7 protein-coding genes, 1 tRNA gene and 2 pseudogenes are annotated in these 13,409 nt (G+C 61.6%); 8 read left to right on the plus strand and 2 right to left on the minus strand.

Features of this window, described 5'->3' with window-relative positions:
- Nucleotides 1-39 precede the first annotated feature (39 nt).
- Together CHEJ32_RS0116665 and CHEJ32_RS0116670 are read left to right on the plus strand one after the other, a co-directional pair.
- The gene (locus tag CHEJ32_RS0116665; protein ID WP_028034802.1) at nucleotides 40-684 is read left to right on the plus strand and encodes a DNA-3-methyladenine glycosylase; all 645 of its coding nucleotides are present in this window, start codon (nucleotides 40-42) and stop codon (nucleotides 682-684) included.
- 126 nt (nucleotides 685-810) lie between these two features.
- Entirely contained in the window at nucleotides 811-1,368 is a 558-nt protein-coding gene (locus tag CHEJ32_RS0116670) for an HNH endonuclease (protein WP_028034803.1), read from the plus strand.
- Nucleotides 1,369-1,382: 14 nt separating this feature from the next.
- Here CHEJ32_RS0116670 and CHEJ32_RS0116675 read toward each other — a convergent pair whose 3' ends face one another.
- Nucleotides 1,383-1,886: a disulfide bond formation protein B gene (locus CHEJ32_RS0116675; RefSeq protein ID WP_028034804.1), complete on the minus strand. Its 504-nt coding sequence runs from the start codon at nucleotides 1,884-1,886 to the stop codon at nucleotides 1,383-1,385.
- Between the two features lie 233 nt (nucleotides 1,887-2,119).
- On the opposite strand from CHEJ32_RS0116675, the gene CHEJ32_RS0116680 reads away from it, so the two are divergent.
- Nucleotides 2,120-2,206, plus strand: a tRNA-Leu gene (locus CHEJ32_RS0116680).
- Between the two features lie 45 nt (nucleotides 2,207-2,251).
- Here CHEJ32_RS0116680 and CHEJ32_RS0116685 read toward each other — a convergent pair.
- Nucleotides 2,252-3,274 carry an LLM class flavin-dependent oxidoreductase gene (locus tag CHEJ32_RS0116685; RefSeq protein WP_028034805.1) on the minus strand — a complete coding sequence of 341 codons (1,023 nt, stop codon included), beginning with the start codon at nucleotides 3,272-3,274 and terminating at the stop codon, nucleotides 2,252-2,254.
- 149 nt (nucleotides 3,275-3,423) lie between these two features.
- On the opposite strand from CHEJ32_RS0116685, the gene CHEJ32_RS0116690 reads away from it, so the two are divergent.
- The 5 genes and pseudogenes from CHEJ32_RS0116690 to CHEJ32_RS0116705 all read left to right on the plus strand — a co-directional run.
- Complete coding sequence (locus tag CHEJ32_RS0116690) at nucleotides 3,424-4,680, plus strand: aminopeptidase (RefSeq protein WP_028034806.1); 1,257 nt, start codon at nucleotides 3,424-3,426, stop codon at nucleotides 4,678-4,680.
- A 1,486-nt stretch (nucleotides 4,681-6,166) separates the two neighbouring features.
- The gene (locus tag CHEJ32_RS0116695) at nucleotides 6,167-9,190 is read left to right on the plus strand and encodes a hypothetical protein (RefSeq protein WP_156936725.1); all 3,024 of its coding nucleotides are present in this window, start codon (nucleotides 6,167-6,169) and stop codon (nucleotides 9,188-9,190) included.
- Between the two features lie 374 nt (nucleotides 9,191-9,564).
- A pseudogene (locus tag CHEJ32_RS28080) lies at nucleotides 9,565-10,098 on the plus strand (hypothetical protein); the annotation flags it as partial.
- 96 nt (nucleotides 10,099-10,194) lie between these two features.
- Nucleotides 10,195-10,833 (plus strand): hypothetical protein, encoded by a 639-nt coding sequence (locus CHEJ32_RS0116700; RefSeq protein WP_156936726.1) that lies wholly within the window; start codon nucleotides 10,195-10,197, stop codon nucleotides 10,831-10,833.
- Between the two features lie 111 nt (nucleotides 10,834-10,944).
- Nucleotides 10,945-13,409: pseudogene (locus CHEJ32_RS0116705) on the plus strand (hypothetical protein); the annotation flags it as partial.

The following is a 13,409-nucleotide window of genomic DNA, read 5'->3' on the forward strand; positions in this document are numbered from 1 at the left end:
TTGCTAGGCTTGGCTGAGGCCAAGTGCAAGGACCACCGCATGCAGCGCATTGAAACGGACGCCGATATTTCGCGGGGGCTCGATGCTCTTGTCCTTCTGGATCGGAGGCTCGGACCCGTGCGTGCCATGGCGGGGGCCATACCGCTGCGGCGCAGTCCCGCAGGTTTCCATAGCCTTGCTTCGGTTATTGTCGCGCAGCAGGTTTCGCGCACAAGCGCCGACGCGATCTTCAACAGGCTCTGCCGATTGGTGGATCCTTTCACACCGGAAGCATTCCTGGCCGGTGGCGAAAGCGTGATGGTCCAAGCGGGCCTTTCGCGGGCGAAACAGCGCACGATGACCGCGCTTTCCGTGGCGTTGCGCGACGGAGCGCTCGATCTGGAAAGGCTGGACACATTTCCAGCGGACGAGGCTCTGGCCGCGCTCACGGCCATTCCCGGAATCGGCCCTTGGACGGCGCAGGTCTATCTGCTGGTCGCCGCAGGGCATCCGGACATTTTCCCCGCCGGTGACGTGGCTTTGCAGACCGCCGTTGGCCATGCTCTCGGCCACGAGCCACGTCCGCCGGCGAATCAGCTCGCGCTGATGGCGGAAACATGGAGCCCGTGGCGCTCCGTCGCCGCACGGCTTTTTTGGGCTTATTACCGCGAAATCCGTGGTGCGGAGGCCGCCCCGGCCGCCTGAAGCCCGAAAATCGGCAAATGTAAGCAATTCGCCATCTCGGAACCGTGATTACCTTCTTCACATTCCTGTCACGACGGGATTACATTATCCGCGTCGATCGATCTGCCTATCAGGAGCCATGAGGACGTGACGATCGCTGTATCGCCGGACGGCATGCCCGCTCTGGTGCTCAATGCGGACTACCGTCCGCTCAGTTATTATCCCCTGTCGCTATGGTCGTGGCAGGACGCCGTTAAGGCTGTGTTTCTCGACAGGGTCAATATCGTCGCGGAATACGATCAGGCGATCTCCTCTCCTTCCTTCACGATGCGGCTTCCGAGTGTCGTTAGCCTCAAGACTTATGTGAAGCCGTCGCGCTATCCCGCTTTCACGCGCTTCAACGTCTTCCTGCGCGACCGTTTCCAGTGCCAGTATTGCGGGGCGCGGGAGGAGCTTACATTCGACCATGTGATCCCGCGCCGGCATGGTGGCGTGACTTCATGGGAGAACGTGGTCGCCGCCTGTTCGCCCTGCAATCTCAGGAAGGGCGGCTTCATGCCGGACCAGGCCAAGATGTGGCCGCAGCAAAAACCCTACCGGCCGACGGTCCACGACCTGCACAACAATGGGCGGCTTTTCCCGCCCAATTATTTGCACGAAAGCTGGATGGACTATCTCTACTGGGACGTGGAGCTGGAGCCCTAGCTCCCTTCGCGTCTTTATCGCTTCAGTGCTCCGCGCATTGCCACCACGGCAAGCACTGCGCTGGCGATGACATTCCAGCCCGCAAAGGAAAGTCCGAGGAAGCGACCGGCCGCCACGTTACAGGAAGGCGGAATGACCGCGTTGAGCTGGTCGAGCAGGCTTTCGGAGGAATTGCTCGGCGGGAGTGCGCCGCAATCCGTCGGCCCCTCCCACCAGCCCCATTCGACACCGGAGTGGTAAACACCCAACCCAAGACCCCATAGCATCAGGAGACCACCGATCAGGAGTAGGCAGCGCGTGATGACCGCCGGCGCTTTCACCGCCGAGGAGATCAGCGCAAGAATCATTACCGGCACGCCTATGTAATAGGGCACCCGCTGCTCCAGGCAGAGCTTACAGGGCAGATAGCCGCCGATATACTGGAAACCCAGAGCGGTCCCCACCGTCGCGGCCATGGCAAGCGCCAGAAAACCGGCGGTCAACGTCTGAAACCTGTTCGTCGGATTTGTGAGCGTCATTGAACGGCTGCGCCTTGCAAGGGTGTACAACACCATATCCTAGCGAATTCCGGCTCTATAACGAGCGCGGCGATAGGGCGCAATCTCGACTCCCGCGAATGTGAAGAGTTGACGCGGGCACGCTTCCCCGTATAGTCCGCGCCTGCCTGATCTCTCCCGAAGCATGTGCCGGGGTCGGATCGGCAGATAAGTTGCCGGGAAGGCCCAGGCGCAGGGCTGATACCTCGGTAAGTGCGGGCGTGGCGGAATTGGTAGACGCAGCGGACTCAAAATCCGCCGTCCTTACGGATATGTCGGTTCGAGTCCGACCGCCCGCACCAACTCTTTCGCGTATCTCGGCTAGTCCGCAAGCTTAGGCAGAATTCTCAGCGCCAGCCCAGGGCCGGCGCGACATGGGTCAGAATCGCTTCGATCACATGGGCGTTGTAATCGACCCCCAGCTGGTTCGGGACGGTCAGGAGCAGCGTGTCGGCTTCAGCAATGGCCTCATCCTTTGCAAGCTCCTCAATGAGGAGATCCGGTTCGGCGGCGTAGGACCTGCCGAAGATGGCCCGCGTGTTCTCGTCGATAAAGCCGATTTGATCACTGCCCTGGTTGCCATGCCCGAAATAGGCGCGGTCACGATCGTCGACCAGCGCGAAGATGCTTCGGCTGACGGAGACGCGCGGCTCGCGTTGATGCCCCGCTTCCTTCCACGCCTTGCGGAATGCTCGGATCTGCTCGGCCTGCTGGATGTGAAAGGGCTGTCCGCCCTCATCGAATTTGAGCGTGGAACTCTGCAGGTGCATGCCAAGCTTCGCCGCCCATTCGGCCGTGGCATTGGTGGCGGCCCCCCACCAGATCCGGTCTCGCAACCCTTCCGAATGCGGCTCGACGCGCAGCAGCCCTGGCGGGTTGGGGAACATCGGCCGAGGGTGGGGCTGCGCGAAACCCTGTCCGCGCAGGACATCGAGGAAGACTTCCGCGTGACGCCGGGCCATATCGGCATCCGTTTGACCGTCCCGCGGCGCGAAGCCGAAATAGCGCCATCCATCGATCACCTGCTCGGGCGATCCCCGGCTGATCCCGAGCTGGAGGCGACCACCGGCGATCAAGTCGGCCGCGCCCGCATCCTCCGCCATATAGAGCGGGTTCTCGTAGCGCATGTCGATGACGGCAGTGCCGATCTCGATGCGGCTCGTTTTTGCGCCAACCGCCGCAAGCAGCGGGAACGGCGATGCGAGCTGGCGGGCGAAATGGTGCACGCGGAAATAGGCGCCGTCCGCGCCCAGTTCCTCAGCCGCGACGGCAAGCTCGATGGATTGCAGCAGGGCATCCGATGCCGATCGCGTCTGCGATCCCGCCGAAGGGGTCCAATGCCCGAAGGATAGGAAACCGATTTTCTTCATATGCTGGATGTAGCACGTGACGGTTATACTTCAATGCCACAGAACATCGATACCGCGCGTGCCCGGTGGCAATCGGCTCGACGCTGTTGCCGTCCGGCACCTCCTCCGTTACTTCTCCTTCAACGATTGCTTTCGTAGGGAGTACTGCGATGGATGCCCAAATCAAGGCTGCCGGCCTGCCGCACGAGACACGCCTCGATCGCCTGGCCGAGGTGGCTGTTCGCGTCGGGCTTGGACTGAAGGCGGGACAGGAACTCGTGATGACGGCGTCGGTGGAGACCCTGCCGCTTGCGCGCCGCATCACCGAGCATGCCTATAAGGCCGGCGCATCCCTGGTCACGACCGTGTTTTCCGACGAGGAATCGACGCTGCTTCGTTTTCGCCACGGCTCCGACGAGAGTTTCGACAAGGCGCCGTCCTGGCTTTTCGAAGGCATGGCGAATGCCTTCCGCAACGGCGCGGCGCGGCTGGCCGTGGTGGGTGAAGATCCTTCCCTTCTCGCCGGGCAGGATCCGGACAAGGTTTCGCGTGCCAACCGCGCCCGGTCCAAGGCCTATATGCCGGCGCTCGAGCTGATCGCGGGCTTCCAGATCAACTGGACGCTGGTGTCCTTTGCCACGCCGGCCTGGGCAAAGGCGGTCTTTCCCGAGCTTCCGGAGCAGGAGGCGGTCGACCGTCTGTGGGACGCGATCTTTTCCGCCTCGCGTATCGATGGGCCGGATCCTGTAGCCTCATGGGCGGCGCACAACCGCGAACTCGCCGCCCGGCGCGAGCACCTCGATGCCCGGAATTATCGGGCTCTGCGCTTCAGGGGGCCGGGCACGGACCTGACGGTCGGCCTTGCGGACGATCACATATGGCAGGGCGGCGCCTCCAAGGCCGCCAACGGCATCACCTGCAATCCGAACATCCCCACCGAGGAGGTCTTTACCACGCCGCACAAGGATCGGGTGGAAGGCGTCGTCAGAAGCACCAAGCCGCTCTCCTACCAGGGCACGCTGATCGAGGACATTTCGGTCCGCTTCGAAGGGGGGCGCATCGTCGAGGCCTCGGCGCGCACGGGCGAGGAAGTCCTGCGCAAGGTGCTTGAGACGGACGAAGGAGCAAGACGCCTCGGCGAGGTGGCGCTGGTGCCCCATTCCTCACCGATTTCCCGCAGCGGCATCCTTTTCTACAACACGCTTTTCGATGAGAACGCCGCCTGTCACATCGCACTCGGCCAATCCTACGCCAAGTGCATCCGCGACGGGGTCGGGATGGACGAGGCCGCGCTCGCGGCGAAGGGCGCAAACAAGAGCCTCATCCATATCGATTGGATGATCGGATCCGGTGAGATCGACATAGACGGCATTGCCCCCGATGGTCGGGAAGAAGCCGTCATGCGGCAGGGCGAGTGGGCGTTTTAGCGCACCGTCCAGCCAGGGGGCGCTCTCGGAAAGCATGGCTTGCTTGCAACGCCCTAAAGCATCCGCCCGAAAACCGGAATCGGTTTTCGGAAAGCACGATGCGTGGATGCAACAACTTACAGCGTCCTTTATGCGTCCGAATGGACGCACGGGCTGTAGTGCGTCCTTACGGGGCCAGGCCGCTGCAGCACCGCTCTGCTCTTTCAAGCCCAACCGTCTGATCTGCTCGGGGTTTATAATGGAGCTTGGCTCTTGCCCGTGCTCTCGACCAACGGGACGGATGGTAAGGGGGCGTGGGGAGTGCCAGCCTAAGCATCGGGCCCGAAACCGGAATCGGTTTACGGAAAGTACGATGCGTCGCTTCAATAACCTACAGCGTCCTCAGTGCGTCCGAATGGACGCACGGCGCTGTAGCGCTGGCAGAGCCAAGCGATGGCGGCCGGCACGGATTTTGGTGCGGGGTGGGCTTGGGAGCCTCGGTCAGGGCCAGCCGCCATCGTCCATGATGGTAGGTTCACGCCGCGCCCCGGTGTAGCTGGCCAATAGGTTATCTCTCGCCTCATCAATAGGGATGCTCCCTTTCCGGGAAGCAGGCGCTTGGGCGCCGCTTATTCCACCTTCACCGGGGTGGAAAGCTACTCTCTCCCGACGCGCTCAGTCGGGGATCTGTTCATGGACCTTGCCGCTTCCACTCAGCCTGATGGTCGACAATGGGCTGCCACCGCGAAAAGGCCGGCCCGGCGAAGCCGCCCAGGTGGGGACGTAACTACCGGTGATAACCGGAAAAAATATGAAATCTAAGGTGATGAAAGTGCTTCTTCCACGCCTTTCGATTCTCGCATATCTGGCTATCTTCATTCTTTGCCTGAGTTTGCCGGCAAACGCTCAAAGTGGTTCATGTTCGATAGCAAACTTGACGCCGCTCCTTAGTAGTTCGTCATCACGATACGCAGCGGCAAACAACAATACTTTGGTTGAAGTAACTGAAGCAGAATTTCGCAATGTGCAGGCGCTGTTAAACTCAGCGCGGTTTGTCGGCTGGGATCCAGATACGATACCCTCCACTCACGACTTTGCTGGTGAGTATGTTGAAGTTCTCGATGAGAGCCCTGCGATCGTTCCGGCGAATAAGGTGCTCGTGGGGTTTTTCCTAGATGTCAGCGGAGTGCCAAATCAGATTTCGCCGCGCATCGGGACACCATCCGGAACCGGTATGACCGTTCGGCTCTCCTGGCCCGATGCATCCGTTAGCACGGTGGGTGAAAAGTGGTTCGTTATAAAGAATCCGACGGGCTCCATCAGTACTGATGGATATCTGGGGCTTCATCGCACAAATGCGGTGAGAGGATGGAAGTCGGGAGTAAATGGCCTGTATGTCTTCGATCTCGGTAACCCAGCTTTCGTCTCCAGCCGGTGCAATTGCGGACAATTTCGAGTCTTCGGCATCTATGCCGACCGGGATGCCCTTTGTAACATAGCCTCGGAAGTGGCAGTAACGAAAACTCTGGTTGGGGAAAGCACCGCCCGGAACAATGTTGCGGAGCCGGCCGAGGAACTGACTTATGAGGTAAGGATCACGCACAAGGGCGGTGGTCCGTTCAGCGATTTCGATTTCGTGGAGAATATTCCGGACGGTACGACGCTGACGGCAGTGACCGGAGCGAGTGGTTTCACGGGGCCAGTAAGAGGGCCCGCGGCGGTCAATCTGCGCGTCGCTCAGGTGCCGGTCGGAGGAACTGTCACCGTCACCATCAAGTTGGAGACGATCGCGAACTTTCCGGCCAGCATATCCTCGATAACGAATCGCGTTGGTGGTGGCGACGTGCCAGCCGATTGCAGCCAGTGTTCCGTCACCATTCCGACTCCAACTCGCGTACCGACCTCTCCGCCGACACTTTCCTGCTCCTCCTCCGGTAATTTCCTGAACACCGCCTATGATGGCAATGGCGGGCGGCTGACATCCGGAACGGATTCCCATTGGGGAGTCGCCATGACCTCATCGAACGTTACGGGCCAGCCACCCCCCAATCTGAACTACACCGCCGCCACCGTTTACACCGGCACCTTCTTACAAGCCCCGGTCGGTCCCGCAGGCTGGATTACGCACAATGCTGGTGGCGGACATGTCGGGAGCGTCGATGTGTTCTATCGCTATCAATTCAATCTCGATGGGGCGGTTGATCCGAGAAATCTGGCTCTCAACATGCGTTTCAATGCGGACAACGCCGTCTACGAGGTCTGGGTCAACGGCGTGGCGCAGGGGATCCGCTCCGGGTTCGGCAGCGGTGATCCGTATCAATATATCGGCTTCGATCTTGCCAATCCTGCCAGTGGCACCATGCAGGGGGCATGGCAGACGGGCCTCAACACGATCATCGTCCATGTCAAGTCGAGCCCCGGCACCGAAGCGTTCCTGGCCTATATCACGACCACCGCGATCTGCCTTCCAAAGCTGACGCTGCGCAAGGACGTGGTCAACGACAATGGAGGGACGATAGCGGAAAGCGCCTTCACGCTGCGGGCCGCAGGGCCGGCCACCATCCAGGGCGTGATGGGGACTCCTGCCATCACCAATGCGACGGTGCCGATCGGCACCTATGCGCTGAGCGAGACCGGACCCGCCGGCTATAGCGGTTCGCAATATGCCTGCTCGGTAGACGGGCGGGCGAGTGTCCTTGGCAATACGATCACGCTCGCCAATGGGCAGAACGCCGTCTGCACTATCACCAATGACGATATCGCGCCGCGGCTCACCCTGGTGGCGCAGGTGATCAACGACAATGGCGGCTCGGCGGTGCCCGGCGATGTCGGGCTGAGTGCGACGGGGCCGACGCCCATCTCCGGCCCGAGCGGGAGCGCTCGGGTGACGAATGCCGCGGTCAATGCCGGCAGCTATACGCTCGATGTCACCGCACCTCCCAATTACGAGGCTGGCGATTACAGCTGCATGATCAATGGCGGTGCGCCGGTCGCCGGCAACAGCATCACCCTTTCGCTGGCCGATATCGCCGTCTGCACCGTCACGGTGGAAGACATGAACCCCATGGTCACCATTGCGAAGGTGAGCGTCGGCGGGGTTGGGCGGTTCGGCTTTGCCGGCGCGGCGGCGAATGCCAATGGCTTTCCGATCGATGGCAGCTATGAGGTGGAGACGATCACGCCGGGAGTGGCCGTTGAGGGAGCATCGGTGCCGCTTGCCGCCGCCGATGTGGAGACCCGGATCGTCGAGGCCATTCCGGCGGGCTGGGTTCTGGAGAGCGCCCGCTGCGAGGACCGAAGGGCGGCGGCGACCGGCAATCCCGCCGGCCAAGTGATCGGCACGGTCAGCGACGGCAAGACGCTCGTCATCCCGGCCGGGAACGCCAGGGCCGGTGCCGATCTCCTCTGCACCTTCACCAACCGTTTCCGCGGCTTTGCCGTCGAGGGGCGGGTGATCCTCGACAATGGCGCGGGCGGCGGCATGGCGCATAACCGCATCCAGGACGGGGCGGAAGAGGGCCAAGGCACTGTCCTTCTGCGCCTCACCGATTGCGCCGGCAGCGAATATGCGAGGGGCGAGAGCGACGGGGCGGGCAATTTCTCGCTCAGCCTTGCGAAAGCGCCCGTTGGTACGCCGGTCTGCCTCGAGCGTGGCGAGATCGCCGGCCATCTTCCGGTCAGCCTCCATCCAGGCGATACCGGCGGTGCCTCGCCAGAGGCCGATAAGTACGAGGCACTGCGCTTCACCCCGGCGGCGGAGACCAATCATCAGGGCGTCGTCTTCGGCCTGATCGTCCGGCCGCGGCTTGCCACCGACAGCCGCGCCGTCGTGGCGCCGGGCGGTGCCGCCCTCCTGCCGCACCGCTACACAGCGACGACGACGGCCAGCGTCCTCTTCGCGCTCACCGGCGTAACCGGAACACCCGATGCGGCGCTGTTCTCCACCACCATCTACCGTGATGCGGATTGTTCCGGCAGCATCGATGCCGGAGACTGGCCGGTGTCCGCGCCCATCGCCGTTGCCGCCGGGGACGTGATCTGCCTCTTTGTGCGGGTGCAGGCAAGCGTGGTCGCGCCCGAAGGCGGCACACTTGATTATATGCTGTCGGCCACCACGGCCCTTTCCGGCACCTCGGCCTCCCTCTCGCCGGCCATCAACCGCGATACCGTCTCCGTCGGGACCGGAACCGTTGCGGTCACGAGAAGGGTGCGAAATGTGACGCAAGCGGGTTCTTATGGGGTGACGGCCCTCGGGGCCCCAGGCGACGTGCTGGAATATTCGGTCATCTTCATCAACCCGTCAGCCTCGTCGGTGAGCGGCGTCAGGGTGCATGACGAGACGCCGGACTACACGACCCTCGACGCCCCGATCAAGGTGAAGGAGAACCCCACCGGGCTCGACTGCCAGCCGGCCCTGCCGACGGCTAGCGCAGCAGTCGATTACAAGGGGCCGCTGCGCTGGGACTGCACCGGCACCATGTCACCCGGCGCCAAGGGAGAGGTCTCCTTCAAGGTCAAAATCGATCACTGAGAACGGGCCGTAGGCCGAGCGCAATCCTCGGCTAAGCTGGCCGCCGAGCCTGCCGGCCGGCGTAACCGCAGGCTATCTTGCGATCCAAGCGCCGAACGCCGATTCAGGGTCAAAGTCGAGGAGCAGGACCAGAAAACGCTTTCATCAAAGACTTATTTTACTTTCAGAATGCGCGGGGGCTACTGTTTTCATCTTCGGCCTGATTTGCCGCACCGATCCTGGAGCCCTTCATGCGCACACCCGCCCGGCTACAACATTTCGTTTCCGTGCGCTTGCGGTATTTTTTTGCAATGGCAATAGCAGTTCTACTGCTCGTGGGGATGAGCGTACCGGCGCGAGCGCTAACGCCATTCACCTGCGATTCTACGCTCTATATGAGAGTTGGAAATGGTTCGACTATCAACTTTGGCTATCTTGTTTTCGAGGGGGGGACATATACAATGAATGTTGTAAGGACTACCAGCGGCATAAACTTTACTGATATTGCATATAATCCTTTAGACAATTACATCTATGCCTTAGACACCGATACTAAGGAGCTATATAGATTTGGAGTTGGGTTTGAATACGTCAATCTCGGGAGAGTGAGCGGGGTTGCGCTTGATAATTGGACCGGTGCTCAATCATTTGCTCCCGATGGTTTTCTGTACATTACGAATGGAGGTAGGCGGACTAATCCCCCCAATTTAGGCATTCATTCTTTGTACAAGGTTAATATTTCAAATCTTACAGCGACTGAAATTCCTCTTAGTAGCAGGGCTAAGTCAGCCTCCGAACTGGCCTGGTACAATGGTCGCTTTTATCTCGCCGATCCTGACAATGAAATAGGAACATATACTATAACGACTACTGGGCAGGTGCAAACCATTGGCCCTAATGATTTGCGGCTTATGCCGCTTGCCGGATGGGGCGGCACAAATGGTGTTTGGTTTTTCCAGCTAGGTCGCCGTTTGGGCTACGGCCTGGTGATTTTTTCTATCGATGTAAACACTGGGGCGCCTACAATGGTTGTCGCGGGGAACTTCGAGGTTGGGGACAATTGGGGAAGTGCCAATTGCATACTTGCGCCTCTCCCCGACGTGAAGACGGGCGCTCGCATACGTTTTGCGAAGACGACTGTACCGGGAGGTGTAAATCAGAACTTCGCCGTCAGTGGCACGAATGGCTTGTCGCAAGTGACGATCAATTCCACGACGGGTCTGAGCGATTATCAGGAGCTGACCGACGTGAAGGTAGACACGACGTTTACCGAGCAGGGTGTGGCGGGCTGGCGGGGACAGCGCCTCGTCTGTGTGGCCGAGACCAGCAATGGTGGCGTGGTGCGGGGAAGCACCGTCTATAGCAATCTCACGCCGGGCACGGCGGGCGCGAGCTACACATCGGTCGCGCCGGCCAATACCTTTGTGGCCGGCAACGATTACACCTGCACATTCACCAATGACCGGACGCGGATCAATTTTGCGAAGGTTACGCGACCGGCCAATGCCAACCAGTCCTTCACGGTCACGGGAACGAACGGCATCGGCCAGGTCATGATCAATGCGGCGGGCCAGCGCGCAACGCACGAGATGGCCATGCCGCGCCAGCGCGGCACCGCCGCCTCGGTAATGGTGGTGGCGGCGGCAACGTTCGCCACCGGCTGAAAGGCACTCGGCTTCAACGCCACCAGGGGGAACCCCACTGCCTACCAGACTCTCACCGATACGACGGCCGACACGACCTTCGTGGAGCTTGCGGTTTTAGGCTGGCGCGGCATGAGCATGAAGTGCATGGCCATGACGGGGGTCGGCGAGGAACAGCAGGACAAGGAGGTCTATACGAATCCGGACCTGGGCACGGGCGGGAGCAATTACATTTCCCGCGTGCCGGCCAACACGTTCAAGCCGGGCAACGACTATACCTGCACCTTCACCAATGCGCGCACGCGGGTGCAGCTTGGCAAGAAGACGGTGACGCCCGACATCAACCGGAACTTCACGGTCAATGCCACGGCGAGCAACGGGATCACCAGCACCGTCATCAATGCCGTCGGCATGACCCCCAGCGCCTATCGGCCGCTGACCAATGTGGAGGCCGAGACCGTTTTGAGCGAGGGGGCGGTCCCGGGCTGGCGCGGCGTGGAGCTGCGCTGCGTCGCCCAGACAGCGGTCAATAACGAGACGCAGGATAAAGTCGTCTTCGGCCCCACGGCAGTAGGCACGATCGGTGCTGACTATACGCACAGGCTGCCCGCCGGCACCTTCAAGGACGGCAATGATTATATCTGCACCTTCACCAATGAGGCGGCGCGCATCCGCTACGAGAAAGAGACGCTTCCGCCCAAATTCGACCGAGACTTCACGATGAATGCGGTGAACGGCCTGCTGCAGACCGTGATCAATGCGACCACCGGCTACAGCGCCTATGGCGTGCTGAGCAATCCGGCTGTTGAGACGATCTTTGTCGAGGCGGCGGTGCCCGGCTGGCGCGGCGTGAAGCTGCGCTGCATCGCCGACAGCGGCAACAATGGCGTGGTGAAGGGTGCAGAAGTGTTCCTCAACCCCACGCCCAGCACTGCCGGCGCCCCCTTCCGTTCGACCGTGCCCGCCGACAGATTCGTGCCCGGCAATGATTATACCTGCACCGTCACCAATGACCAGACCCGCATCCGCCTGGTCAAGGAGACGCGGACGCCGTCGATCGACCAGGACTTCATGGTCAATGCCACGGCAAGCAACGGCATCTCCCGCGTGATCATCAATGCGATCGCTAATGCTGGGGCTTATATGCCGCTGACCGACGTGGCCGCGCCGACCATATTGACGGAGACCGGCGTGACCGGCTGGCGGGGTGGCAGCGTGATCTGCGTGGCCGATACGCAGATCGACGGGCAGACACCGGGAGAGGTCTTCGTCTATAGGACGCCGGGCAATCTCAGTGCGGACTATATCGCCACCATCCCGGCCAACAGTTTCCGGGGCGGCAATGATTATACCTGCACCATCACCAATGAGACGACGCGGATCAGCTATGACAAGAAGACGCATCCGGCGAACACGAATCAGGAGTTCCTCGTCAATGCGGTGAACGGCCTGCCGCAGACAAGGATCAATGCGGCGGTCGGGCCGACGCCGCACCGGGTTCTCCACAATCCGGGGATCGATACGAACTTCACCGAGCAGGGCGTGGCGGGCTGGCAGCCCTTGCGGTTGGAATGCGTGGCCGACAGCGGCAACAATAACGTGACATTGGGCGCCATAGTGTTCCCGACGACGCCGACGGCGCCGGGAAGGGCGGGGCAGGCCTATAGCTGGACAGTGCCGGCCGACACCTTCGTTATCGGCAACGACTATACCTGCACCTTCGTCAATGCGCGCACCCGCCTGCGTGTGGCCAAGGTAACCGAGGGCGATATCGGCCGCTTCACCTTCAACGGCTCGGCTGCCAATGCCAACGGCTTTCCGACCAATAGCAGCTACACGGTGGTGACCACGGTGCCGGGCACGCCCGCCCTCGGCCCCTTCGTCGCCCTGTCCACGGCCGACACGCTGACGGAGATCGTCGAGACCGTGCCGCTCGGCTGGACCTTGATGCAGGCGCGCTGCGAGGACATGAACGCAGCCGAGACGGGAAATTCCCCGCTGCCCCTGATCGGCTATGTCACTGACGGCAGGACGCTGATCATCCCGCCCGAGAATGTGAAGCCTGGGGCGGATCTCGTCTGCACCTTCACCGACAAGCTGACCGGCTTCACCGTGTCCGGCCAGGTGATCCTCGACAATGGGGCAAGCGGCGGGATCGCCCATGACGGTATCCAGAACGGCGGCGAGACCGGGCTCGGCGGCGTCCTTCTCAGGCTCACCAATTGTGGCGCCGTCACCTATGGCAGCGCAACCAGCGACGGGGCGGGCAATTTCTCGCTCAGCCTGGCCGGTGTGCCCGCCGGCAGCAGCGTCTGCCTCGTGCGCGACGCGGTCTCCGGCCATATCGGGGTGAGCCAGCAGGCCGGTACAACCGGCGGCACGATCGCGATCCCCTCCTATGACATGCTGCGCTTCACCGTTGCCGCGAACACCAATTACACCAGCGTGCTCTTCGGCATGATCGCGATGCCGCGGCTCGGCATCGACAACACGGCGACCATGGCGCCGAACGATTCGGTGCTGCTGGAGCATCGCTACACGGCGACAACGGTGGCAAACGTGACCTTCTCCGGCACCGCGACCGGCGAGCCGTCCGC

The organism is Chelativorans sp. J32, assembly GCF_000518985.1.
Taxonomy (GTDB): Bacteria; Pseudomonadota; Alphaproteobacteria; order Rhizobiales; family Rhizobiaceae; genus Chelativorans.

Bases quoted from the DNA above. Each gene is read 5' to 3' on its own strand.
- CHEJ32_RS0116665 (WP_028034802.1), top strand. From the start codon at position 40: ATGCAGCGCATTGAAACGGACGCCGATATTTCGCGGGGGCTCGATGCT.
- CHEJ32_RS0116700 (WP_156936726.1), top strand. From the start codon at position 10,195: ATGGTTGTCGCGGGGAACTTCGAGGTTGGGGACAATTGGGGAAGTGCC.
- CHEJ32_RS0116685 (WP_028034805.1), bottom strand. From the start codon at position 3,274: ATGAAGAAAATCGGTTTCCTATCCTTCGGGCATTGGACCCCTTCGGCG.
- CHEJ32_RS0116690 (WP_028034806.1), top strand. From the start codon at position 3,424: ATGGATGCCCAAATCAAGGCTGCCGGCCTGCCGCACGAGACACGCCTC.
- CHEJ32_RS0116675 (WP_028034804.1), bottom strand. From the start codon at position 1,886: ATGACGCTCACAAATCCGACGAACAGGTTTCAGACGTTGACCGCCGGT.